We start from the raw sequence: 21,966 nt of genomic DNA on the forward strand, positions 1-21,966 counted from the left end.
GACTACACGCCCCGCCGGTGCCTGCAAGCCGGATGCGGGCTCAGGCGCTGAGCGCGGTCGCGTCGCTTTGCGCCCGCAGGTGGCGGAGCGAGAGCATGGCTTGCCCGTGACCCAGCGGCGAGAGCCCCACGGCAAGGACTGCGCCACGCTCGAGTGCCGCGGTTTCGCCGAAGGCGGTGATGGCATCGTTGCGCAATCTGGCCTCGATCCCGTCCCAGAGCGCGGGGCGCGGAAATCGGGTGCGGCAGGCGGCGAGCAAATCGGGCAGGGCAAGGCCCGCGCGCGCCTCTGGCATGAGGCGCAGGAGAAGGGCGAAGCGCCGGTTGCAAAAGAGCAGCGCGCCGTCCCGGTCGAGCACGGCGATCCCCTCGTCGACGCGATCGAGCGCGGCCTGACGCAGATCGAGCGCGGCGCGCTGATCGCGGGTGCTGGCGACCTCGTCGGAGATGTCGGCAAACAGGAAGGCCACCGCCCCGTTCGGATGGGGCCGCCCGGTGACGCGGTAGGTGCGCCCGTTCACAAGGCTCCAGACCTCCTGATACTGGCCGACATCGGCGGCATGGATCATCGCCGTGATCTGCGCTCGCCAGGTGGCATAGCTCCGAGGTTCCGGCATGACCTGCCGGTCGCGCAGCCTGTCGAAGAAATCGAAGATCTCGGGGCGGTTGCTGAGAAATACGGGATCGAGGCCGGTCAGGTCCGTAAGCGCCGGGTTGAACATCGCGAGCGCGCGGCTTCGGTCGAAGGTGGCAAGTCCGGTCGGCAAATCGGCGAAGGTCCTGGCGAGGGTCTGAACGAATTCACGCTGCGATTGTTCGGCACGCACGCTGGCGGTGACGTCGTTGGCATAGATGATCTGCCCCTGTTCATGCTGCACACAGGAGATGTCATACCAGCGCGGCGGGTCATCGAGCGCCACGCGGCCCGGTTGCGTCGTGGCAAGAAGGCGGTTCAGATCCGGTTCGGGGATGATCTCTGCGGCCCTGTTCTGCCACAAAACCCGGCCCGAGGGATCGCGCAGCCAGACCGGCAGTGGTGCCGTCCGGAGTGCGCTGCGGTGACAATCATCCGCTGCCAGCCGCGCGAGGAGGTCCTGGCGCGCGGCGGCGCAAATGTTGGTGTCGGCGAGCGTCACACGGAGCGTTGCGCGTTGCGGGGTGAGCTTGAGGCGCGCGCTATCCGCGGTCAGGGTCATGTCTTCCCCGACCGTTTCGGGCAGGGAAAAGCGGGGGGCGAGCCAGCGGCGGAATCGGGACCAGTCGCTTTCCTGTGGCTCAGCGGCGTCAGGCATCACGAAATCCGACACATCCGTGTCGATCAGCGCGCCATCGCGGAACAGAAAGTGACGCATGGTATCGGTTCCGGGGACGGGCGAGGGCCGCGCTACGAGAAACCCCGAAAGCCACACAACCAAAAGCGAAAGGACCAGGGCTGTCCCCGCAAGGATCGCGAAATCGAGTGTCGTCAGACCCGCCATGCCGCCTCTCCGCATCTTTCCTGTCGGCAAGCGTGGCACAAAGAGGTTAAAGGGCCATTAACAGAGACCGGGTGCTCCCGTGGCACCCGCTCTCTTGAGGTGGGTGTCCGAAAGACACCGTGGATCGTGGTCACGCGCCGATGGATCGCGCGCGGTCGTCTTGCGTTATTCCGCAGCGCCGATGGTGATGGTGAGCGGCGCAAGCCCGTCGATCTCGCCCCGCAGCACATTTCCGGGTGCCACCGGTCCCACACCCGCAGGCGTGCCGGTATAGATCAGATCGCCCGCCCCCAGATGATAGAAGCGTGAAAGATGCACGATGATCTCGGGCACCGACCAGACCATATCCGACAGCCGCGCCTCCTGCGCCACGCGGCCATCCACGTCAAGGCGGATCATCTGTTCGCCGATGTCGCCAAAGGCCGCCTTGGGGGTCAGCGCGCCGATGATCGCCGAATCCTCGAAATCCTTGCCCAGATCCCATGGCCGCCGCTTGTCCTTGGCCTGCCCCTGAAGATCGCGCCGCGTGAGGTCGATGCCGCAGCCATAGCCCCAGACCGCCGCCATGGCCTCGGCCTCGGTCACCCGAAAGGCAGGCGCACCGAGGGCCACGACGAATTCCATCTCGTGATGACAGTCGCGCGTCTCGAGCGGATAGGGGATGTTTGCGCCGCTGAGGCAAAGCGCATGGGGCGTCTTGGTGAAATAGAACGGTGCCTCTCGGTCCACCTCGTTGCCCATCTCGGCGGCATGGGCAGCATAGTTGCGCCCGACGCAGAAGATGCGGCGCACCGGATAGCCCCGCGCATCCCCCTCGACGGGGACGAGCGGCGGGGCGGCAAGATCGAAAAGCGGCGTGGTCATGGGGCCTCCGGGTCTGGTTCGCCGCCGGTTATGCGCCCCGGCCGTGGCCTTGTCAAAGCCCCCGCTCAGGCCACCCGCCGCCCCTGCGACCAGACCCCGCGCACCGCCGGGGTCTCGCCCCGGAGCGTCACGCGGATCACGTCCGCGCGCGCGCCCGGCGCGATGCTGCCCCGGTCCGAGAGCCCCACGGCGCGCGCCGGGGCTTCGGTCACGGTGGCGATGCCGCGCGCCATGTCGCCCCAGTGCCGTCCCAGCCGCACCGCCGCAAACAGGAGCGCCGAGGGCACGTAATCGGATGACAGAATGTGCAGGAGACCAAGATCGGCCAATTCCCCCGCCGCCACATTCCCGGAATGCGACCCGCCCCGGATCAGGTTCGGGGCACCCATGATCACCTTGATCCCCGCCGCGTGACAGGCGCGCGCGGCCTCCACCGTCGTCGGGAACTCCGCGATACCGACGCCATACCGATGCGAGACCGCCACCTGTTCGGCGGTGGTGTCGTCATGGCTGGCCAGCACCGCGCCATAGCGGCGTGCCTGCGCCACCGCCGCCGCCTCGTGCCGCTCGCCATGCGCTTCGCGCAGCGCCTGAAGGTGCGCCACATGGGCTGCAAACTGCGCATCGTCAAGGCCGTGCTTGCCCTTCACATAGGTCTCGAGCTTGGAAATGTCGCGGAACTGCCGCTGTCCCGGCGTGTGGTCCATCAGGCTGACAAGACCCACACGGTCCTCGGGGCCAAAGGCGGCCATCTCGGCCTCGAGCGTCTCGGAACAGACCTCGGCGCGCAGGTGCAGGAAATGGCTGATCCGGAGCGCGTCGGCGGCGCGCAGCGCCAGAAGCTCGCTCGCCAGCCGGCGCGCGTATTCGGCATATTTGCCGATGCCCGACGGCACCGACCCCACGCGCATCGCGTCAAAGACCGTCGTGATCCCGACGCTCGCAAGCTCTGCGTCATGGGCAAGGATCGCCGCATCATGGGGCCAGTGGACCGAGGGGCGCGGCTGGATATGACGCTCCAGATTGTCGGTATGAAGCTCGACCAGACCCGGCATGACCAGATCGCCCGCGCAATCCATCGCCCCGTTCGGCACGCCTGCGCCATCGGCCAGATCGGCGATGCGCCCCTCGCGCAGCACGACCGATCCGCGCCGCACCTCACCGGGCAGGACGATTTCCGCATTGGCGAGAATGGTCTCTTCTGTCATGTCGCTCTCATGCCTTTCCGCGATCGTGGAGAAATGCCCGATGCCCTTCACCCGCTACGCCATTTATTTCACACCCGCGCCGGGGCCGCTCGCCGCGTTCGGCGCGTCCTGGCTGGGCTGGGACCCGGTGCACGGTGCGCCTTGCGCCCATCCCGCGATGGACCTGCCGCTGGCCGAGATCACCGCCACACCGCGCAAATACGGGCTGCACGCGACGATGAAGCCGCCCTTTCGCCTCGCCCCCGGCCAGAGCGAAGAGGCCCTCGCCGAGGCGCTCGGCACCTTTTGCGCGGGCCGCGCCCCGGTCGCGCTCGATACGCTCGAACTTGCGCGGCTTGGCCGGTTCCTCGCGTTGCGGCCCGTGGGGGATGACCGCGCGCTCAACACGCTCGCCGCCGACACGGTGCGCGCGTTCGAGCCATACCGCGCGCCCCTGCCCGAGGCTGAGTTTGCGCGCCGTCGCGGCAAGGGGCTCTCGCCGGACCTTGAGGCCAACCTGCGCGACTGGGGCTATCCTTATGTCATGGACGCCTTCCGCTTTCACATCACTCTCACCGGCACCCTGCCGCCCGACATGCTCGATGTCGTGCAGGCCACGCTTGCGCCCATCCTCACACCGCTCCTGCTGCGCCCCTTCGTGATCGATGCGCTGTCGCTCATGGGCGAGGATCGGGAGGGGCGGTTTCACCTGATCCACCGTCACACCCTGACCGCATGAAGCGCCTTGAGCGCGGCGCGGGCCAGCCTCTCGACCGGCGCGCCGGCGTCGAGCGTCACCACCGGCCCCACCCCCTCGGGCAGCTCTTGCGCCGCGCCGCCGAGGCGCTCGGCGATATCTTCGTCCGTCTCGCGCCCGCGCCCCGCATGCCGCGCCGCCAGAACACCCGGATCTGCGGTCAGATGCAGGACAAGGAAGGGCTGAAATCGCGCCTGCGCCTCGGCCAGCACCGTGCGCGAGAGGTTGACCAGAAGGTCACGCCCCTGCGCCAGGTCCATGCAGACCCCGACCGGCACGCCATACTGCAGCCCGTGCGCCCGCCAGTGCAGCGCAAAACCGCCATCCCTGAGCCGCGCGTCGAATTCCGGTTCGCTCACGGCCTCGTGCCCCTCGCCATCCGGGTCGGCGGGGCGCGTGATCACCCGGCGCACCCGCCGCAGGGCGGGCCGCGCCTCGGCCATGGCGCGCATCAGCGTGTCCTTGCCCACGCCCGAGTGCCCGACCACGGCGATGAACCGGCCACGGGTCATGCCGCCGCACCGGCCGCGAAGCCCGACACATCCACTTCGCGGTCGCAGACCCGCGCCCGCGCCCCCTCGTCGTGGAATATCCCGAGGATCGCCGCGCCGCGCGCCTTGGCCTCCTCGATCAGGCACATGACCGCCTCACGGTTTTCCGCATCGAGGCTCGCCGTCGGTTCGTCGAGCAGCAGCGCCGGGTAGTCATGGGCAAAGCCGCGCGCGATGTTCACCCGCTGTTGCTCGCCACCCGAAAAGGTCGTGGGGCTCAGTGACCAGAGGCGCGCGGGGATGTTGAGCCGCACAAGCAACGCCTCTGCGCGGTCCAGCGCCTCGGCCCGCGCCACGCCCAGAACAAGCAGCGGTTCGGCCACCACCTCCAGTGTCGGCACACGCGGCACCACACGCAGGAACTGGCTCACATATCCCAGAACCTCGCGGCGCAGCGCGATGATCTCGCGCGGGGCCGCCTGCGCCACATCGACCGCGCCCACCATGATCCGCCCGGCATTCGCGCGGTAATTTCCGTAGATCATCCGTATCAGCGTCGATTTGCCAGCGCCCGAGGCTCCGGTCAGCGCCACGCATTCACCAGGCTCCACCCGCAGATGCGCGCCCGCCATCACTTTGATGACCGCGCCGCCCTGATTGTGCAGCGTGAAACTCTTGTCTGCCGCCTCGACCGCAATCATCCCGTTTCCTTTCAGAGCCATCCACGCCTGCGGAAAAACCACAAGGGCACCGCCGCCGAGAGCACCATCAGCCCCAAAGCCATCGGATAGCCGAGGGTCCATTCCAGTTCGGGCATATGGACAAAGTTCATGCCATAACTCGACGCCACCAGCGTCGGCGGCAGGAACGCTACCGCCACGACCGAGAAAATCTTGATGATCGCGTTCTGCTCGATATTGATCATCCCCAGCGTGGCATCGAGCAAAAGTGCCGTCTTCTGTTGCAGATAGCTTGCGTGTTCCGCGATCGTGTGCGCGTCGCGGTAATGGGTCTTGAGCATCGCCCGCAGCACCTTGCCCGAGCGCAGCTTGTCAAAGACCGGTGCGAGAAAGCCCAGCAAGCGCTCCAGCGTCATCAGGCTCTCTCGGAGCTGCATCACGCGGGTATCAGTTGCCCCGATTTCACGGAGCGCCGCACGGTGATCCTCGGTGCTCAGCTTCTTGGCTCCGAACAGGCGGCGCGAGATGGTGTCGATCTCGCGCCCGGTCTGTTCGGTGATATCCGCCAGCCGGTCGATGATCTCTTCCAAGAGCCCCACCAGCACCGCCTCGGCACTGGCACAGCCGAGCGAGGCCTTGTCGGCGCGACCGGGGAAGGTCGTGAACGGGCGCGGCGCATGGTGGCGGATGGTGATCAACTGCGCGGGCCGCAGCACGAAGGTAACCGGCCCCACCTGCATCGCCTCGCTGCCCGCCTGCGACGGCAAAAGCGCCGTCATCACCGGCACCCCGTCTTCGAGATAGAGCCGCGAGGATTGCTCGATCTCCTCCTGATCGGCGCGCGTCGGCAGGTCAACCCCGCTGCGCCCGGAGACAAGCGCAAGCTCGTCCGCATCGGGCTGATAAAGGTCGATCCAGATCGGCGCGGTCGCATCGCCATTGTCAAGAGCGCGTAGCCCCTCGCCCTCGCGCGCATAGGCAGTGATCATCGGTGCTCTCCTTTTGTCAATGCCACCATGCTTATACCTGCAAGACCGAACTGACGAGAAGCTGCGTATACCCGTGCTGCGGATCGTCGAGCACCTGATCGGTCAGCCCGGCCTCGATCACGCGGCCATCCTTCATCACCATGAGCCGGTCCGCCAGAAGCCGCACCACTGCCAGGTCATGGGTGACGATGACGGCCGAAAGCCCCATCTCGCGCACCAGCCCGCGCAAGAGATCGAGAAGCCGCGCCTGCACGCTGACATCAAGGCCGCCGGTCGGCTCGTCCATGAACACAAGGCGCGGACCGGTCACAAGATTGCGCGCGATCTGAAGCCGCTGCTGCATCCCGCCGGAAAAGGCCGTGGGGCGGTCATCGACCCGGTCGGCGGAAATCTCGACCCGGCCCATCCAGTCGATCGCCCGTTCGCGGATATCGCCATAATGCCGCGCCCCCACGGCCATCAGCCGCTCGCCCACATTGCCCCCCGCCGAGACCCCCATGCGCAGCCCGTCGCGCGGGTTCTGATGCACCAGCGCCCAGTCGGTGCGCATCAGCATCCGCCGCTCGGGCTCCGACATCGCGCGCGTGTCCACCGGTCCGCGGTCGCGCGTGTCATAGATCACCGCGCCCCGGTCCGGTTCCATCTGCCCCGAGAGACACGCCAGCAGCGTCGATTTGCCCGATCCGCTCTCGCCCACGATCCCCATCACCTCCCCGGGCCAGAGATCGAAACTCACCCCCTCGCAGCCCCGGCGGGACCCGTAGAACTTCGCCACCTCGCGCACCTGCAAGAGCGGGGTCATGCGCCAGCCTCCTCAAAGGGCGCACCCTCGGCCCCGATATGCCCCGCCGCACGCCGCGCCCGGCAATGATCGGTGTCGGAACAGACAAACATCCGCCCGCCGGCATCATCGACGATCACCTCGTCGAGATAGCTCGTCTCGGACGCGCAGAGCGCGCAGGGCGCATCTGCTTTGCTCGCCTCGAACGGATGATCCTCGAAATCGAGGCTGACAACTTTCGTATAAGGCGGCAGCGCATAGATCCGCTGCTCGCGCCCGGCCCCGAAAAGCTGAATCGCCGGGCAGTCCGAGAGTTTGGGATTGTCGAATTTCGGAATCGGCGACGGATCCATCACATAGCGCCCCTCGACCTTCACCGGATAGGCGTAGGCTGTCGAGATCGCGCCGTGGCGGCTGATATCCTCGTAAAGCTTGACATGCATGAGGCCGTATTCTTCGAGGCTGTGCATCTTGCGCGTCTCGGTCTCGCGCGGTTCCAGAAATCGCAGCGGCTCAGGGATCGGCACCTGGTAGACCAGGACCTGATCCTCGGTGAGCGGCGCCTCGGGGATGCGATGGCGGGTCTGGATAAGGCTCGCGCGCGCCGTCTCCTCGGTCACGGCCACGCCTGCCGTGCGCTCGAAGAACTTGCGGATGGAAACCGCATTCGTGGTGTCATCCGCCCCCTGGTCGATCACCTTGAGCCGGTCCTCGGGGGTGAGGCACGCCGCCGTCACCTGCACGCCACCCGTGCCCCAGCCATAGGGCATCGGCATCTCGCGGCTGGCGAACGGAACCTGATAGCCGGGGATCGCCAGCGCCTTGAGGATCGCGCGCCGGATCATCCGCTTGGTCTGCTCGTCGAGATAGGCGAAATTGTAGTCGCTCACAGCAATCCCCTTTCGCGCAATGCCGCGCGCAACCCGTCCGGCCCATCGAAGAGATGCGCCTGCCAGCCCGCCGCCCGCGCCCCCGCCACGTTCTCCGCACTGTCATCGGTAAAAAAACACGCCTCCGGCCTCACGCCCGCCCGCGCGCACAGAAGATCGAAAATCGCCCGCTCGGGCTTCACCATGCCCTCATGGCCCGACACCACGATCCCCTCGAATACCGCGCCGAGCTGAGGATGCAGCCGCAGCGCCTCGGGCCATGTATCGGCCGAGAAATTCGTCAGTGCCCAGAGGCGCACCCCCCGCGCGCGCAGTGCCGCGATGATTTCCCATGTCCCGTTGATAGGTGTGCGGATGGTCTCGCCAAACCGGTCGAAATAGCCCGCCATCACCCCGGCATGTTGCGGCCAGCGCGCGGCAATCGCGGCCACCGCATCCATACGGGCGCGCCCCCGGTCATTGGCATAATTCCAGTCGTAAAACCCCACCGCGTCGAACAGCGCGTCGATTTCGGCGTCGCTGCCGACTGCATGACGAAACGCCGCCCTTGGATCCCAGCGGATCAGCACGTTGCCGATGTCAAAAACAACCACCGCCCCCGGCTTCATCCTTCCACAAATACTCATTCTGCCTCCCGTCCGTCACCGGCCTCGCGGCGCAGTTTGCGGATCAATTCAAGCTCGCTCTGGAAATCGACGTAATGCGGCAGCTTGATATGTTCGAGAAACCCGGTGGCCTGGATATTGTCGCAATGCATCAGCACGAATTCCTCGTCCTGCGCGGGCGCGCCCTCATCCTCTTCGCCAAGCTCTTTCCAGCGTAGCGCGCGATCCACCAGCGCCATGGCAATCGCCTTGCGCTCGGTCTGCCCGAAGACAAGGCCATATCCACGGGTGAATTGCGGCGGCTCGGATTTCGAGCCGGTGAACTGGTTGACGGTCTCGCATTCGGTCAGCACCACCTCACCCAGCTCGATGGCGAAGCCAAGCTCGGGGATCTCCATCTCGACCGCCACCGCGCCGATGCGCAACTCAGCCACAAAGGCGTGGCTGCGCGCATAGCCGCGCTGCGTCGAATAGGCGAGACCCAGGAGGAACCCCTCGTCGCCCCGCGCCAGCGCCTGCAAGCGCAGAGCTCGGTTGGCGGGCAGGTCCATGGGTTGTCGGGTCAGGTCGGGCGGCACATCCTCGACGGGCGGCTCGCCCTGGATAAGCCCCTCGCGCCCGAGAAATCCCGCCACATGCTGCACATCGCCCGCCCGCGCCGGGGCCTCGGGCGCAGGCAGCGGTTCCGTGCCCTCGGCGGCCAGCGCGAAATCCAGCAGCCGGTGCGTGTAGTCAAACGTGGGGCCAAGCACCTGCCCGCCCGGCGCATCCTTGAAGGTTGCCGAAATGCGCCGCTCGCAGCGCATCGCGCCCGTGTCCACCGGTCGGGACGCACCGAAGCGCGGCAGCGTGGTGCGATAGGCCCGGATCAGAAACACCGCCTCGATCAGATCGCCGCGCGCCTGCTTGATCGCCAGCGCCGCCAGGTCCGGATCATAAAGCGAGCCCTCGGCCATCACCCGGTTGACCGCCAGCGCCATCTGCTCGCGGATCTGCGCCACGCTCAGCTCGGGCACGTCTTGCGCACCGCGCCGCTCTTCGGCCAGCCAGTCATGCGCCGCCTCGATGGCCCGCTCACCGCCCTTGACCGCAACATACATCAGCCTGCCTCCACGCGCGTGCTGCGCGGCAGCGCGGCCAGCCGCTCGCCACAACAAAAGATGAAATCGAGCCCCAGAGGAAAGCGCGCTGCATTCGCCTGAAATGCCGCAACCTCGGGCAGGGACAGCGCCGACACCCCGTCGATCCCCGGCCCGGAAAGCTGTGCGCCCGCCGCCTCCAGCCGCGCCAGCTCGACGATGAGGGTGGCCGAGCGGTCGGGGTATTCCGACGTGCCCATGGCATAGCCGTCGAGCGGCATCAGCGCCTGCCACTCGCCAAAGGCAAAGACCGCCGCCTGCCGCCCGACCACCGGCGCACCGGTATGGAACGCGAGCCAGCCGCGCACGGCGGCGCAGTCGAGCGCCCCCGCCAGACAGACCGGCGTATCGGGATCGCACAGCGTGAGCGCCACCACCCCCGCCGCCACGGACATCGGCGCGGGCGGTGCGGCACCCGCCAGGCGCTCGATGCGACCGGGCCGCGCCATCGCCTGCATCACCGCGCGGAAGGCCCGCGCCCCATCGGTCGAGGGGTCGGAAAACCCGCCTGACAGTGCCGCTGCCTGCATCAATCCTCTCCCCGCACCATGGTGAAGAATTCCACCTTCGTCGCCGCCGCCTTGCGGGCGCGCGCGGCACGTCGTGCCGCCTCGGCCTCGGCCAGCGGGGCAAGCACCCCGGCGCGGACATCTTCGGCACGCGCGCCCTGCATCAGCGCATCGACCAGTGCGGCGTCGCGCGCATGCCCCTTGTCGCGCCCCTGCACATGGCCGTGTCCTGTCGTGCCGCACCCCAACTGCAACGCACAGCGCGTTACTGTCATTTCTCCAAGGTTGAACGGTGCGCCCGTGGCCCCGGTGCGGCCGCGCATCATCACGGTGCCGGTTTCGGGCGGGCGCAGCCAGTGGTGATCGGGCAGGTCGCCGATACCCGCCACCAGCCGCGCGACATCCCCGGCCCGCGCGCGCGCCAGCAATCCCATCCATCCGGCCCGGTCCAGGTTTTTGGTCACGTAGACACCTTGTCGATTTGTCGGAGTTACTATACAACTAGACAAATCAATACCCGACCCGATCCTGTCCGACAAGCCATCCCAAGGTGAAACTTCTGTGACATGACCCCCGATCCGCTCTGGCGCACCATTCACGACAGCCTGCGCGGCGACATCGCCGCCGGGCGCTATCGCCCCGGCGACAAACTGCCGACCGAGGCTGCGCTTGCCGCGCGCTTTGCCGTCAACCGCCACACCGTGCGCCGCGCGCTCGGGGCGCTGGCCGAGGCAGGGACGATCCATACGCGGCGCGGGGCCGGGGCCTTTGTCGCGCATCGTCCGACCGATTACCCCTTGGGCAAGCGCGTGCGCTTTCACCAGAACCTGCGCGCAGCCGGTCGTGCGCCCGCCCGCGAAATCCTAGCTATCGAGACCCGCAGCGTCGCACCGACCGAGGCCGAGGCGCTGCACCTTTCCCCCGGCGCGCCGGTTCATGTCTGTGACGGGCTTTCGCTGGCCGACGGGATGCCGCTCTCGCTCTTCCAGAGTCTCTTTCCGGCTGATCGTTTTCCCAGCCTGCCCGAGGCGCTGAGGCGGCACCGCTCGATCACCGCTGCCCTCGTCGAGTGCGGCCTGCCGGACTATACCCGCGCCTCGACCCGCCTGACTGCGAAACTCGCCACACAAAGTCAGGCGCGCCACCTTCAGATCGCTCCCGGCGCGCCGATCCTGCGCACCACGACGATCAACGTGGATGGGGATGGCGTGCCGGTCGAATACGGTCGCGCGTGGTTCGCCGGAGAGCGGATCACCTTCACCCTCGACGCGGAATAATCACGGCCGCGTCACCTGCCCGTTACAGAACCGGCCTATCAGACGGGCATTGCCAGTCCCAATTACAAGTGTGTTTTTAGAATCAGCCGGGGCGGCCTTCGGGCCGTCCCTTTTTCATGCATGTTTCTCGATGAACTCGGCCGCCGACAGCGCGCGGAAGTCGTCAAGGCTCGCACGCAGCCGCGCATGATCCCAGTCCCACCATGCCAGCGCCATCATCCGTTCCGCCAGATCGGGGGACAGCCGCGCGCGCAAGGGTCGCGCGGGCACGCCTGCCACGATCATGTAAGGGGCCACGTCGTGCGTCACCACCGACCCCGCCGCGATCACCGCGCCATGGCCCACCGTCACCTCGGGTTTGACCTGCGCGTTGTGCCCGATCCAGGTGTCATGCCCGATCCGCGCCACGCGGGTGCGCCGTCGAGCGAACCAGTCGGTATCGTCTGGCGCATCCTCCCAGTAACTCGCCGAGCGGTAGAGGAAATGATGCAGCGAAGCGCGGTCAAGTGGATGATCCGTCGCCCCCACGCGCACGAAACTGGCGATATTGGCGAATTTGCCGATCTCGGCATTGGCCAGGTCACAGACCCGGTCGCAATAGGAATAATCCCCCATCGCCACATGCGCGAGACGGCTGCCGCGCCCGATCTCGGTGAAGGCGCCAAACTCGCAATCGGTGATCTCGCAATCGGGGTGGATCACCGCCCCGTCAGCCCGCAATTCCGCCATCCGGCACCCCCGATCATGAAGCAGACGAAACCGCTGCGCCTTGGATAGACTAACAGGCTTTCATGACATGCCAACTACGATGGCACCGTCTTGGCTGCGCCGACCGGTTGAGACCGCCGACTGTCTCCGGGTCAATCGGTTGTGCCATGGACATGATCGCATGGCGCGGTTTCCGGTCGCGCTTCAGAACGCCGACAACAATCTCGCAGTGCCGCCGGTCATGACCAGACGGGCGTGCCCGCCCCTCAAATCCGCAGGAAAGGTTGTGCAAGCCGCGGCATCAGCGCGCGGAACCGCAGCGGCGCATCGGTCGCCGCAAGGCAGATGCAATCGTCCCCGATATCGGCCACCGGCATGTGATCCATCGCTTCATTCGCCACCTCGATATCGCCGGGGCCAAAGCGCGCGGTCTCGTCAACGAACGCGCCCCGAAGCACCAGCGTCAGTTCGGTGCCCCGGTGGCCGTGATCGGGCACCGCAGCCCCGGCGGGAATGTAGAGAAGCCGCGCGGTGGCGTCTTTCGCCGTGGGCAGGATCGCCTGTTTGACGCCCATGCCGATGGGTCGCCAGCGCACCGATTGGAGATCGCCGCCCACGTAATCGCGCAGCGGCGCGGGCAGCAGGCCGGACTTTCTCGGCGCGGGGCGCTCGCGCTCCGTCCCGGCACCCGCCCGGATACGCGCCATGGTAGCGGCAAGGCTGTCCTCGGCCATCGGGGTCGCCACTTCCTCCAGCAGCGAACCACCAACGGTGTCAAAGGCCCCTAGCCGCGCGCGACATTCGTCGCACATGGAAATATGCGTGGCCACGGTCAGGCTGAACGCCTCGGGGAGGGACCCGGCGGAATAGGCCATCAGGAGCGCGTCGGTAAGGTGATGCTTGATCTGGGTCATGGGGACTTCACTTCATTGCGTGGCGCAGCCTGTCGAGCGCCAGTCTGATTCGGGATTTGATCGTGCCGAGCGGCAGGCCGGTCTGTTCGGCAATCTCGGAATGGCTGAGATCGCTGAAATAGGCCTTTTCGATCAGCACGCGCTGTTTCTCGGGCAGGGTGGCCAGCGCACGGCCAAGCTGTTCGCTTTCCTGTTGCAGGGCCAGCACATCGGCCTGATCGGGCTCGGGTTCGGGCCCCCAGGACAGGTCTTCGGGCTCGGGACGCCTGGCGCGGCGCAGCACGTCGATGCGGCGGTTGCGTGCAATGGTGAAGATCCACGTCGCCACCGAGGCGCGCGCGGGATCGAACAGGTGCGCCTTGCGCCAGAGCGTCGCCATCACGTCTTGCGCCACTTCCTCGGCCAGCGCAGCATCGGCCCCAGAGCGCATCAGGAACCCTTTCACGCGCGGCGCGAAATGCGAAAACAGGCGGGCAAAGGCCGCCTCGTCACCCGCGTCGCGTATGAGGGCCATGCACGCCACCCAATCCTCGTTCTGGTTGTTCGCGTCCGTCGATGCCACGTCGGTTTCCGTCACTCTCTTCTTCATGCACCGAGGCTTAACACGCGCCGCCGTGGCGAGCGAGGGCACAGGTGCGGCTTGCGCCGATGTGGCATTCATCAACATAATCCTGTTACGTGGACAAAATGCCCCCGGATCACTTTGCGCGCAGGGGTGATCATTCTAATCCGCAAACGCACCTTCCGCGTAATGATCGCAACAACAACATCAGCAGGTTCCCGCCCATGACCCCCAGAAAGATTGCCGTGATCGGTGCCGGTATCAGCGGCATGGGCGCCGCCGAACGGTTGGCCGGGCGTCATCATGTCACGCTTTTCGAGGCCGAGCCGCGTCTTGGCGGGCATGCGCGCACGGTGATGGCGGGCAAGCGCGGCGATCAGCCGGTCGATACCGGGTTCATCGTGTTCAACTACGCCACCTATCCCAATCTGACCGCGATGTTCGAGCGGCTCGGCGTGCCGGTGGTGCCCAGCAACATGAGTTTCGGCGCATCGTTCCGGGATGGCGCGTTCGAGTATGGCCTGCAAGGCGCACGCTCTTACTTTGCGCAACCCGCGCGCGCGCTCGACCCCCGGCACTTGTTGATGCTGCGCGATATCTTCCGCTTCAACGCAGGTGCCCTTGCCGCGTCGGAGGAGGCGGGGCTGAGCATCGGCGGATTGATCCGGAAGATGCGCCTTGGCCGCTGGTTTCGCGACTATTACCTCGCGCCGTTCTCCGGGGCGATCTGGTCCACGCCGGTGGAGAGGATCCTCGATTTCCCGGCGCGCGCGCTGGTGCAGTTCTTCAAGAATCACGGGCTTCTTGGCTATGACGAGCAGCATCAGTGGTTCACCGTGGAGGGCGGCTCGCGCGCCCATGTCGCGCGGCTTGAGGCGTCGATGCGCCGCGCGGGCGTGGCGTTTCGCCTCGGCGCACCGGTCGCGGGCATCCTCCGCCGCGCTGACGCGGTAGAGGTGCGCGCCGAGGGTGGCGCGTGGGAGCGTTTCGACGAGGTGATCCTCGCCGCCCATTCCGATGACAGCCTGAGGATGCTGTCGGACGCCGACGAGACCGAGCGCGCCGATCTGGGGGCCATCGCCTATCAGCCCAATGACATCACGCTCCACGCCGATGCCTCGCTCATGCCGCGCCGCCGCGCCGTCTGGTCGTCGTGGAACTACACCGAGGCGCGCGTCAAGCGCGCGGGCCAGATCGACCTCACCTACTGGATGAACAGCCTTCAGCCGATCCCGGAAAGCGATCCGCATTTCGTGACCCTTAACACCACCCGCCCGATCCGCGAGGAACTGATCTACGACCAGGTCACGCTCCGCCACCCGGTCTACGATCTGGCGGCGATGGCGGCGCAGGAGCGCGTGCGCGCGGGCAACGGGCGGCGGCGCACGTGGTTTTGCGGCGCGTGGCTGCGGCACGGGTTTCACGAGGACGGCCTGTGGAGCGGGCTTGAGGTGGCCGACGCGATCCTTGCGCGCGACACGCGGTCTGTGGCCGCCGAATGAACGAGGTGGCCCATATCGCCGGTCAGACCTGGCACGGGCGCAAGGGCGCGGTCGAGAACGCCTTTCGCTACGGCGTGGATTACCTGCTGCTCGACGCTGAGGCCGCGGCACCGCGCGGCCTGCGTCTCTTCGGGCGCAACCGTGCCGGGCTCATATCGCTGCATGACAGGGATCACGGCGGCGAACCGGGTAAGGGGAGGGGCGCGCTCTGGGTGCGCGAGGTGCTGGCCGCCCATGGCCTGCCCGCGCCCGCACGGATCGAGTTGCTGGCGCAGCCGCGCGTGCTGGGCCATGTGTTCAACCCGGTCTCGTTCTGGATCTGCCGCGATGAGGCAGGCGCGGTGCCCGTGATCATCGCCGAAGTGACCAATACCTATGGCGACCGTCATTCCTATCTGTGCCACCGAGACGATCACGCGCCGATCACCGCCACGGACCGGCTCCACGCGCGAAAATGCTTTCACGTCTCGCCGTTTCAGCCGGTGGAGGGGCAGTATGAGTTTCGCTTTGATCTGCGCGCGGACCGCATCGGCATCTGGATCGACCTGACGGCGGGCAATGGCGGGGTGGTGGCGACGCTGACCGGGCCGGTAGCACCCTTGCGCCTGCGGGGGATACTGGGGGCGGCGCTGCGCCGCCCGTTCGGATCGCGCCGGGTGCTGGCGCTCATTCATTGGCAGGCGCTGCGGCTCTGGTGGAAGGGCGCGCGGTTTCGCTCGCGCCCCGCGCCGCCCAAGGATGAGGCCAGCCGATGAGCACCATTGCCCTTGGCGCGACGACGGCCCCGCGCCTGCCGTCCTGGGCGCTTTTTGCCGCGATGCTCGCAGCGGCGGGCTTGCCGCTCTATATCCACGCGCCCAAGGTGTATGCCGATGCGCATGGTGTGTCGCTCGCGGCGCTGGGCACGGCGCTTTTCGTGCTGCGCCTCATCGACGTGGTGCAGGATCCGGCCCTTGGCTGGCTTGCCGCGCGGCTGAGCGCGGTGCGCGGGATGGCCGTCAGCGTGGCGGTGGTTCTTATCGCGGGGGGGATGCTGGGACTGTTCGCCGTCACCCCGCCGATTGCGCCGCTCTGGTGGTTCGCGCTGATGCTGTCGGTCGTGTTCACCGCCTTCAGTTTCCTGACCATCTGCTTTTACGCCGAAGGCGTCGCGGCGGCGGATCGCCTGCCCGAGGCGGGGTATCTGCGCCTTGCCCGCTGGCGGGAGACCGGCGCGCTTCTGGGCATCTGTGCGGCGGCGGTCGCCCCGCTGGCGCTTGGCGGTTATGTGGGCTTTGCGGTTGCCTTTGCGGCGCTGGCCCTTGTCGCCTGGCTCGCCATGGCGGGCGAGTGGCAGGGCGTGCGCGTTGCTGCCACGGGCTTTGGGCCGGTCTTGCGCGACGCCCTGGCGCGCAGGCTGTTGCTGATCGCGCTCGTGAATGCCGCGCCCGTGGCGATCACCTCGACGCTGTTTCTCTTCTTCGTCGAGAGCCGCCTTGACGCGCCGGGGTGGGAGGGGGCCTATCTGCTCCTCTTCTTCCTCTGCGCGGCGCTGGCTGCCCCGCTCTGGGGCGCGCTGGCCGAGCGCTATGGCGCGAAGCGGATGCTGCTTGCCGCCATGCTCCTGTCCATCGCGGCGTTTGGCTGGGCGGTGACGCTCGGGGAGGGGGACACGCTGGCCTTTGCGCTCATCTGCGTGATCTCGGGGGCGGCGACGGGGGCGGACATGACGCTTTTGCCCGCGCTTTTCGCGCGGCGCATGGCCGAGGTGGCCCCCGGCGCGGCCGAAGGGTTCAGCCTCTGGGCCTTCGTGTCGAAATTCACGCTGGCGCTGGCAGCAGTGGCGGTGCTGCCCACGCTCGAGGCGGGCGGGTTTCGGGCCGGCACACAGAATGACGAGGCGGCCTTGCGATTGCTGGCGATGCTCTATGGCGGGGTGCCCTGCCTGCTCAAACTTGGTGCGGTCGCACTTTTGGCGCGCATGGATCTGGATGAAAGGAGGCGATGAAGATGGAGGCTGTCCTGTGGATGCTCTTTGGTGCGCTGGTGATGCTGGGGCTTGTGCTGCTGCGCGCGCGCCTCGCCGGGTTCGCCGCGCAACGCCCCGAGGATTATGCCGGGGCCGGACCCCGGCTCGACCTGCGCGAACACCTGCGCGGCCCGATCAAGTGTGAAGGCGTGATCTATGGCCCGCTTGGCCGGGTCGCCTCGCGGTTCGATGCGGATTTCGAGGCCGAATGGCAGGGCAATCGTGGCGTGATGCGCGAGCATTTCCGCTATGACAGCGGGCGCAAGCAGGACCGTGAATGGCAGTTGACGCTTGGCAATGACGGCTCGATCCGCGCCGAGGCCGAGGATCTGGTGGGCCTCGGCACCGGCCAGCAATCCGGGGCGGCTGCGCGGCTCGATTACCGGATCCGCCTGCCGCGCGAGGCGGGGGGGCATGTGCTCTCGGTCACCGACTGGATGTATCTGACCCCCGGCGGTGTGATCGTCAACCGCAGCCAGTTCCGCAAGTTCGGGATCAAGGTGGCCGAGCTTGTCGCCACCATGCGCCGGGTGGAGCCATGAGCGGCTGGGGCGGCAAGCGCTACTGGCTGGTGGGCGCGACCGAGGGGCTGGGCGCGGCGCTGGCAGAGCGTATCAGCGCCGCCGGGGCCGAGGTGATCGTCTCGGGGCGCAACGCCGCGCGCTGTGCCGAGGTGGCCGCCGCCCTGCCGGGACGTGCGCAGGGGCTGCCCGTCGATGTGCAGGACAGCGCCGCCGTATCGCAGGCGGCGACCAGCCTTGGACAGATCGACGGGGTGGTGTTCCTCGCCGGGGTTTACTGGCCGATGCCCGCGCAGGGGCTGGACGCCGAGCAGTTCGTCGCCATGGCGGATGTGAATTTCACCGGGGCCGCGCGGGTGATCGGCGCGGTGCTGCCTGCCATGGTGGCGCGCGACGCAGGCCATATCGTGCTGACCGGCTCGCTTGCCGGGTTCCGCGGGCTGCCGGGGGCGATGGGCTATGCCGCGTCCAAGGCCGGGGTGATGAGCCTTGCCGAGAGCCTGCGCGCCGATCTGTGGCGCACGGGCGTGCGCGTGCAACTGGCCAATCCCGGCTTCATCAAGACGCGGCTCACCGACAAGAACGCCTTTGCGATGCCCTTCCTGATGACGCCTGAGCAGGCCGCGCAGCACATGTTCGAACTGATGTGCGACGAGAATGCCTTTCAGCGCAGCTTCCCGCGCCTCTTTTCCTATGTCTTCCGGCTCTCGCGTTTCCTGCCGGATTGGGCCTATTACCGATTATTTGCGTGAGATCAAGGAAAGGGTCTCGGCGCGCGGTCAAAGCTGTGGCACCATGCGCCAAGGGAGGCCCGCCATGCTTGATATCACCGTTCACAAGATTGCGCATGTCGTCCTTATGGCGCGAGAGCTTGACCGCGCCGAGGGGGAGTTGCGCGCCTTCATCGACCGCTTGACCGAAGAGGAACAGGCCAGCCTTGTCGCCGTCATGTGGATCGGGCGCGGCAGCTTCGAGGCCGAAGAGATCGAAGAGGCCAAGCGCACCGCCTATGAGGAGGCGACGACGCCTTGCGCCGATTACCTCATCGGCACGCCGCACCTGTCGGACCATCTTGAAAACGGGCTCGATGCGCTCGGGCTGTCGGCACAGGATGACGAGGACGAATTGATCCGGGGCGGGTGATCCGTGCCCTGCCTCAGGGGCGGCATGAAATAGCGACAGACCCTGCCGTGACGTGGCCGATGCGCGCGGCGTCGTGACCGGCCTTGTGCAGTTGCGCAAGGATCGCATCCGCTTCTGCGGCCTCGACTGCGGCAAGCAGCCCGCCTGCCGTCTGCGGATCGTGCAACAGATCGCGTGCCGCGCCTGTGCCACCCTCGACGGGTGCGGCGGCCATGTTCGCCGCCCAGATGGTGGACCGCACGCCCGCCTCCGCCAGCGCCAGGGCCCCCGGATAGACCGGCACCGCCGCCAGATCGACCTCGGCCCCGACGCCAGAGGCGCGGCAGATCGCCATCAGGTGCCCGGCAAGGCCAAAGCCGGTCACATCCGTCATCGCCCGCGCGCCGGCCAGAATCTCCGCCGCATCCCCCTGCGGCACCTGCAGGATCCCGAGCAGGGCCGCGATATCGCGCCCGGATGCCTGACCGCGCATTTCGGCGGCCAGAAGCACGCCGGACCCGATGGGCCGCGTCAGGATCAGCGCGTCACCGGGCCGTGCGCCCGCCATCGTGACAGCGTCGCGCTCCAGAAGTCCGGTCAGCGTGAAGCCGATGCTTGCCTCTGCGCCCATGGTGGAATGCCCGCCCACGATCCCGGCCCCCGCCGCGCGCAGGGCGTCCCCCGCCTGCGCCATGATTTCGGTCATGCTGCGCGCCTGCAACGCCTCGGACATGCGCGGCAACGTGACGGACACAAGCGCCACCTGCGGCTTGGCCCCCATCGCCCAGATATCGCCAAGCGCGTGCAGCGCGGCGATCCGGGCCATCACGCCGGGATCCTCGGTAAAGCCGCGCAGGTGATCCGTGGTCAGCACCTGTCGCACGCCCCCCACCGTGATGACCGCCGCATCGTCGCCCGGCCCGGTCAGCACGTCGGGGCGCGTGTCGGGCGGCTCTGCTGCGAGCACCGTTGCCAATACGCCCGGTGCCACCTTGGCCCCGCACCCGCCGCAAAGCGGCTCGGGTCCCATACCGCCCAAGGCCCGCACGCGCGGCCCCTCGACAGAGGCCATAGCGGGCATTTCCCTGAATTGCGCCATGAACTTGCGGTCGATCCGATCCTTCAGTCGCCAGAGCAAAGGCCCGCCAAAGGCCAGGCCCATCTTCTCGGCCAAGGCGGACTTTTCCCCCAATGAGATGAGCTTGAGATAATCGCGCTGCGGATGAAACGCCCGCATCCTGCCGCCGCTCAGCACCGCGCGCAGATTGTCGCGCAACACCGGGGCGGCGCGCACCGCGTAAACCCCGGCCTTGGGGCGCGGCGCATGGGTCAGATGCGCGCAATCGCCCGCGGCAAAGAGCGCCTCCTGCCCCTCGACCCGCAAATCGGCACCCACGCGCAAGAACCCGTCCGCCGTGACCGGCAATCCCGTCCCGGCCAGCCAGCCATGGGCGCGCGCCCCTGCCGCCCCCGCGACAAACCCTGCCGCAATCACCTGGCCATCGCCGAGGGCCACGCCCGTGGCCGTCACCTCCGACACCGCGACGCCCGTCACGATCCGCACCCCCGCCGCCGCACAGGCGCGCATCAGGCGCGGTCGGATCACCGGTGCATCCGGCGCAATCACCGCCTCCCGTTCAAGAAGCGTGACCTCTGCCTGCCCCGTGACACCCGTCAACCGAAAGGCCATCGCCATCGCAAGTTCGATCCCGGCAATGCCGCCGCCGATCACCGCCGCCTGCGGGGCGGCCCCTTGGGCCACCCGGCCCAGAAACGCCTCCCACGCCCCGGCAAAGGGGCCAAGCGGCTTGGCGGCAATCCCATGCTCGGAAAACCCCGGCACCCGTGGCATCCCCGAGTGGATCCCCACATCGACCGAGGCCACGTCATAGCCGATCTCGCCGCGCCCCGCGACCGTCACCCGGCCCGTGATCGCATCAATCCCTGTGACCGCTCCGACAATCAGCCGCGCGCCGGCAAACCGCGCCAGCCGCACCAGATCAATCTCCAGTTCCTCGCGCCGGTAATGCCCCGCCACCAACCCCGGCAACATGCCGGTATAGGGGGCAACCGGGTTGGGGTCGATCACCGTCAGCCGCGCGCCGGGCAGCGGGTCCATGCCCCACATCCGCAGCACGAGCGCATGCGCATGGCCCCCGCCGATCAGCACGAGATCGCGCGACAGGGGGACGGGGCTGTGTTTCATGCGGGGTGTATCCTGGCCATGTGGCGCGGTCTACGACACATCCCGCCGTGCGGAAAGATGCGATACGGTCGCGGACAGCTCTTGCCTGTCAGCCCTTGGCGCGGATGGCGTCGAATTTCCGCAGCAGATGCTGCTTCATCAGCCGACCCGCGCGCTCGGCGTTACGCGCCAGCAGCGCGGCCGCGATGTCCTCGTGTTCCTCAACGGCGGCGCGCCAGCGCTCCGGTGTCAGGTTGGCCTGATAGCGAGCGCGCTGAACGCGGAAGGCAAGCAACTCATGCGCGCGCAAAAGCGTGTCATTGCCCGCCGCCGAAAGGACCGCCTTGTGGATCGCCTGATTGATCCGGAAATAGGTCGGGCGGTCGGCCTTGTCATAGGTCGCGCGCAGATCGCGCGTGAGCGCGGAAATCGCGCTCAGAGCGGCGTCATCCGCATTTTCGGCGGCCAGTTCGCCCGCCAGCCCCTCGAGCGCGGCAAGCACACGAAAGACCTCGGCCAGTTCGGCTTCGCTTTGGCGGGTGATGACGGCGCCACGATGCGGGATCAGGTCCAGAAGCCCCTCGGCGGCCAGCACCTTGAGCGCCTCGCGCAGCGGCGTGCGCGAGACGCCGAACTGCTCGGTCAGCGCCTTTTCGTTGATTTTCTCACCGGGACGCAACTGGCCCTCGAGGATCATCTGGCGCAGGCGGTTGGTGATCTCGACGGCCAGTGCCGTGCGGCCGATCGGATCGGGTTTGAGGGCGGTCATCGGGGCCTCCGGGCCGTGGTTATCCATCG

Annotated in this window: 25 protein-coding genes; 8 read left to right on the forward strand and 17 right to left on the reverse strand. The window is 67.5% G+C overall.

Annotated features, from left to right (window positions below; genetic code table 11):
• Positions 1–40: 40 nt before the first annotated feature.
• The 3 genes from ABIE57_RS04425 to ABIE57_RS04435 all read right to left on the reverse strand — a co-directional run bounded on the left by ABIE57_RS04425 (position 41) and on the right by ABIE57_RS04435 (position 3,549).
• Positions 41–1,477, reverse strand: coding sequence for a PAS-domain containing protein (locus ABIE57_RS04425; protein WP_354537788.1), 1,437 nt, complete (start codon positions 1,475–1,477; stop codon positions 41–43).
• A 165-nt stretch (positions 1,478–1,642) separates the two neighbouring features.
• Positions 1,643–2,341 (reverse strand): fumarylacetoacetate hydrolase family protein, encoded by a 699-nt coding sequence (locus ABIE57_RS04430; RefSeq protein ID WP_354537789.1) that lies wholly within the window; start codon positions 2,339–2,341, stop codon positions 1,643–1,645.
• 65 nt (positions 2,342–2,406) lie between these two features.
• Complete coding sequence (locus ABIE57_RS04435; RefSeq protein WP_354537790.1) at positions 2,407–3,549, reverse strand: alpha-D-ribose 1-methylphosphonate 5-triphosphate diphosphatase; 1,143 nt, start codon at positions 3,547–3,549, stop codon at positions 2,407–2,409.
• Positions 3,550–3,589: 40 nt separating this feature from the next.
• On the opposite strand from ABIE57_RS04435, the gene ABIE57_RS04440 reads away from it, so the two are divergent.
• Positions 3,590–4,267 (forward strand): DUF1045 domain-containing protein, encoded by a 678-nt coding sequence (locus ABIE57_RS04440; protein ID WP_354537828.1) that lies wholly within the window; start codon positions 3,590–3,592, stop codon positions 4,265–4,267.
• Here the strand turns inward: ABIE57_RS04440 and phnN are convergent.
• Genes phnN through phnG form a run of 9 tightly spaced genes read right to left on the reverse strand, consistent with a single transcriptional unit; the run spans position 4,249 to position 10,833 of the window.
• Complete coding sequence (gene phnN, locus ABIE57_RS04445; RefSeq protein WP_354537791.1) at positions 4,249–4,797, reverse strand: phosphonate metabolism protein/1,5-bisphosphokinase (PRPP-forming) PhnN; 549 nt, start codon at positions 4,795–4,797, stop codon at positions 4,249–4,251. The two genes, ABIE57_RS04440 and phnN, sit on opposite strands and share 19 nt — an antisense overlap.
• Positions 4,794–5,477 carry a phosphonate C-P lyase system protein PhnL gene (gene phnL, locus ABIE57_RS04450; RefSeq protein ID WP_354537792.1) on the reverse strand — a complete coding sequence of 228 codons (684 nt, stop codon included), beginning with the start codon at positions 5,475–5,477 and terminating at the stop codon, positions 4,794–4,796. Before phnL ends, phnN begins: the two co-directional genes overlap by 4 nt.
• 11 nt (positions 5,478–5,488) lie before the next feature.
• Positions 5,489–6,445: a magnesium transporter CorA family protein gene (locus tag ABIE57_RS04455; RefSeq protein WP_354537793.1), complete on the reverse strand. Its 957-nt coding sequence runs from the start codon at positions 6,443–6,445 to the stop codon at positions 5,489–5,491.
• A 31-nt stretch (positions 6,446–6,476) separates the two neighbouring features.
• On the reverse strand, positions 6,477–7,247 hold the full coding sequence (phnK, locus tag ABIE57_RS04460; protein ID WP_354537794.1) for a phosphonate C-P lyase system protein PhnK: 771 nt from the start codon (positions 7,245–7,247) through the stop codon (positions 6,477–6,479).
• The gene (locus ABIE57_RS04465; RefSeq protein WP_354537795.1) at positions 7,244–8,116 is read right to left on the reverse strand and encodes an alpha-D-ribose 1-methylphosphonate 5-phosphate C-P-lyase PhnJ; all 873 of its coding nucleotides are present in this window, start codon (positions 8,114–8,116) and stop codon (positions 7,244–7,246) included. The genes phnK and ABIE57_RS04465 overlap by 4 nt, the downstream gene beginning before the upstream one ends.
• Positions 8,113–8,742, reverse strand: coding sequence for an HAD family hydrolase (locus tag ABIE57_RS04470; protein WP_354537796.1), 630 nt, complete (start codon positions 8,740–8,742; stop codon positions 8,113–8,115). The genes ABIE57_RS04465 and ABIE57_RS04470 overlap by 4 nt, the downstream gene beginning before the upstream one ends.
• Complete coding sequence (locus ABIE57_RS04475) at positions 8,739–9,821, reverse strand: carbon-phosphorus lyase complex subunit (protein ID WP_354537797.1); 1,083 nt, start codon at positions 9,819–9,821, stop codon at positions 8,739–8,741. The genes ABIE57_RS04470 and ABIE57_RS04475 overlap by 4 nt, the downstream gene beginning before the upstream one ends.
• Entirely contained in the window at positions 9,821–10,390 is a 570-nt protein-coding gene (gene phnH, locus ABIE57_RS04480; protein WP_354537798.1) for a phosphonate C-P lyase system protein PhnH, read from the reverse strand. The genes ABIE57_RS04475 and phnH overlap by 1 nt, the downstream gene beginning before the upstream one ends.
• Positions 10,390–10,833 carry a phosphonate C-P lyase system protein PhnG gene (phnG, locus tag ABIE57_RS04485; protein WP_354537799.1) on the reverse strand — a complete coding sequence of 148 codons (444 nt, stop codon included), beginning with the start codon at positions 10,831–10,833 and terminating at the stop codon, positions 10,390–10,392. The genes phnH and phnG overlap by 1 nt, the downstream gene beginning before the upstream one ends.
• A gap of 102 nt (positions 10,834–10,935) precedes the next feature.
• Between phnG and phnF the strand changes: the two genes are divergently transcribed.
• On the forward strand, positions 10,936–11,646 hold the full coding sequence (phnF, locus tag ABIE57_RS04490) for a phosphonate metabolism transcriptional regulator PhnF (protein ID WP_354537800.1): 711 nt from the start codon (positions 10,936–10,938) through the stop codon (positions 11,644–11,646).
• A 114-nt stretch (positions 11,647–11,760) separates the two neighbouring features.
• Here phnF and ABIE57_RS04495 read toward each other — a convergent pair whose 3' ends face one another.
• The 3 genes from ABIE57_RS04495 to ABIE57_RS04505 all read right to left on the reverse strand — a co-directional run bounded on the left by ABIE57_RS04495 (position 11,761) and on the right by ABIE57_RS04505 (position 13,857).
• A complete protein-coding gene (locus ABIE57_RS04495; protein ID WP_354537801.1) occupies positions 11,761–12,375 on the reverse strand; it encodes an LbetaH domain-containing protein in 615 nt (204 codons plus the stop codon).
• Between the two features lie 245 nt (positions 12,376–12,620).
• Complete coding sequence (locus ABIE57_RS04500) at positions 12,621–13,268, reverse strand: ChrR family anti-sigma-E factor (protein ID WP_354537802.1); 648 nt, start codon at positions 13,266–13,268, stop codon at positions 12,621–12,623.
• A gap of 7 nt (positions 13,269–13,275) precedes the next feature.
• A complete protein-coding gene (locus ABIE57_RS04505; protein ID WP_354537803.1) occupies positions 13,276–13,857 on the reverse strand; it encodes a sigma-70 family RNA polymerase sigma factor in 582 nt (193 codons plus the stop codon).
• A 197-nt stretch (positions 13,858–14,054) separates the two neighbouring features.
• Between ABIE57_RS04505 and ABIE57_RS04510 the strand changes: the two genes are divergently transcribed.
• The 6 genes from ABIE57_RS04510 (at position 14,055) to ABIE57_RS04535 (ending at position 19,004) form a co-directional block, all read left to right on the forward strand.
• Positions 14,055–15,332 (forward strand): NAD(P)/FAD-dependent oxidoreductase, encoded by a 1,278-nt coding sequence (locus ABIE57_RS04510; RefSeq protein WP_354537804.1) that lies wholly within the window; start codon positions 14,055–14,057, stop codon positions 15,330–15,332.
• On the forward strand, positions 15,329–16,087 hold the full coding sequence (locus tag ABIE57_RS04515; RefSeq protein WP_354537805.1) for a DUF1365 domain-containing protein: 759 nt from the start codon (positions 15,329–15,331) through the stop codon (positions 16,085–16,087). Before ABIE57_RS04510 ends, ABIE57_RS04515 begins: the two co-directional genes overlap by 4 nt.
• Positions 16,084–17,319 carry an MFS transporter gene (locus ABIE57_RS04520; RefSeq protein WP_354537806.1) on the forward strand — a complete coding sequence of 412 codons (1,236 nt, stop codon included), beginning with the start codon at positions 16,084–16,086 and terminating at the stop codon, positions 17,317–17,319. Before ABIE57_RS04515 ends, ABIE57_RS04520 begins: the two co-directional genes overlap by 4 nt.
• Positions 17,320–17,321: 2 nt before the next feature.
• On the forward strand, positions 17,322–17,882 hold the full coding sequence (locus ABIE57_RS04525; protein ID WP_354537807.1) for a DUF3833 domain-containing protein: 561 nt from the start codon (positions 17,322–17,324) through the stop codon (positions 17,880–17,882).
• Complete coding sequence (locus ABIE57_RS04530; protein WP_354537808.1) at positions 17,879–18,613, forward strand: SDR family NAD(P)-dependent oxidoreductase; 735 nt, start codon at positions 17,879–17,881, stop codon at positions 18,611–18,613. Before ABIE57_RS04525 ends, ABIE57_RS04530 begins: the two co-directional genes overlap by 4 nt.
• A 64-nt stretch (positions 18,614–18,677) precedes the next feature.
• Entirely contained in the window at positions 18,678–19,004 is a 327-nt protein-coding gene (locus tag ABIE57_RS04535; protein ID WP_354537809.1) for a DUF3775 domain-containing protein, read from the forward strand.
• Positions 19,005–19,017: 13 nt separating this feature from the next.
• Here the strand turns inward: ABIE57_RS04535 and selD are convergent, their stop codons facing one another.
• On the reverse strand, positions 19,018–21,189 hold the full coding sequence (selD, locus tag ABIE57_RS04540; protein WP_354537810.1) for a selenide, water dikinase SelD: 2,172 nt from the start codon (positions 21,187–21,189) through the stop codon (positions 19,018–19,020).
• Between the two features lie 88 nt (positions 21,190–21,277).
• The gene (locus tag ABIE57_RS04545) at positions 21,278–21,937 is read right to left on the reverse strand and encodes a GntR family transcriptional regulator (RefSeq protein WP_354537811.1); all 660 of its coding nucleotides are present in this window, start codon (positions 21,935–21,937) and stop codon (positions 21,278–21,280) included.
• Positions 21,938–21,966: the final 29 nt, after the last annotated feature.

The sequence above is a fragment of the Roseovarius sp. MBR-6 genome (assembly GCF_040547525.1).
Taxonomy (GTDB): Bacteria; Pseudomonadota; Alphaproteobacteria; order Rhodobacterales; family Rhodobacteraceae; genus Roseovarius.

Coding starts and splice junctions, on each gene's coding strand:
- ABIE57_RS04425 (WP_354537788.1), bottom strand. CDS start 1,477: ATGGCGGGTCTGACGACACTCGATTTCGCGATCCTTGCGGGGACAGCC.
- ABIE57_RS04430 (WP_354537789.1), bottom strand. CDS start 2,341: ATGACCACGCCGCTTTTCGATCTTGCCGCCCCGCCGCTCGTCCCCGTC.
- ABIE57_RS04435 (WP_354537790.1), bottom strand. CDS start 3,549: ATGACAGAAGAGACCATTCTCGCCAATGCGGAAATCGTCCTGCCCGGT.
- ABIE57_RS04440 (WP_354537828.1), top strand. CDS start 3,590: ATGCCCTTCACCCGCTACGCCATTTATTTCACACCCGCGCCGGGGCCG.
- phnN (WP_354537791.1), bottom strand. CDS start 4,797: ATGACCCGTGGCCGGTTCATCGCCGTGGTCGGGCACTCGGGCGTGGGC.
- phnL (WP_354537792.1), bottom strand. CDS start 5,477: ATGATTGCGGTCGAGGCGGCAGACAAGAGTTTCACGCTGCACAATCAG.
- ABIE57_RS04455 (WP_354537793.1), bottom strand. CDS start 6,445: ATGATCACTGCCTATGCGCGCGAGGGCGAGGGGCTACGCGCTCTTGAC.
- phnK (WP_354537794.1), bottom strand. CDS start 7,247: ATGACCCCGCTCTTGCAGGTGCGCGAGGTGGCGAAGTTCTACGGGTCC.
- ABIE57_RS04470 (WP_354537796.1), bottom strand. CDS start 8,742: ATGAGTATTTGTGGAAGGATGAAGCCGGGGGCGGTGGTTGTTTTTGAC.
- ABIE57_RS04475 (WP_354537797.1), bottom strand. CDS start 9,821: ATGTATGTTGCGGTCAAGGGCGGTGAGCGGGCCATCGAGGCGGCGCAT.
- phnH (WP_354537798.1), bottom strand. CDS start 10,390: ATGCAGGCAGCGGCACTGTCAGGCGGGTTTTCCGACCCCTCGACCGAT.
- phnF (WP_354537800.1), top strand. CDS start 10,936: ATGACCCCCGATCCGCTCTGGCGCACCATTCACGACAGCCTGCGCGGC.
- ABIE57_RS04495 (WP_354537801.1), bottom strand. CDS start 12,375: ATGGCGGAATTGCGGGCTGACGGGGCGGTGATCCACCCCGATTGCGAG.
- ABIE57_RS04500 (WP_354537802.1), bottom strand. CDS start 13,268: ATGACCCAGATCAAGCATCACCTTACCGACGCGCTCCTGATGGCCTAT.
- ABIE57_RS04505 (WP_354537803.1), bottom strand. CDS start 13,857: ATGAAGAAGAGAGTGACGGAAACCGACGTGGCATCGACGGACGCGAAC.
- ABIE57_RS04510 (WP_354537804.1), top strand. CDS start 14,055: ATGACCCCCAGAAAGATTGCCGTGATCGGTGCCGGTATCAGCGGCATG.
- ABIE57_RS04515 (WP_354537805.1), top strand. CDS start 15,329: ATGAACGAGGTGGCCCATATCGCCGGTCAGACCTGGCACGGGCGCAAG.
- ABIE57_RS04520 (WP_354537806.1), top strand. CDS start 16,084: ATGAGCACCATTGCCCTTGGCGCGACGACGGCCCCGCGCCTGCCGTCC.
- ABIE57_RS04525 (WP_354537807.1), top strand. CDS start 17,322: ATGGAGGCTGTCCTGTGGATGCTCTTTGGTGCGCTGGTGATGCTGGGG.
- ABIE57_RS04530 (WP_354537808.1), top strand. CDS start 17,879: ATGAGCGGCTGGGGCGGCAAGCGCTACTGGCTGGTGGGCGCGACCGAG.
- ABIE57_RS04535 (WP_354537809.1), top strand. CDS start 18,678: ATGCTTGATATCACCGTTCACAAGATTGCGCATGTCGTCCTTATGGCG.
- selD (WP_354537810.1), bottom strand. CDS start 21,189: ATGAAACACAGCCCCGTCCCCCTGTCGCGCGATCTCGTGCTGATCGGC.
- ABIE57_RS04545 (WP_354537811.1), bottom strand. CDS start 21,937: ATGACCGCCCTCAAACCCGATCCGATCGGCCGCACGGCACTGGCCGTC.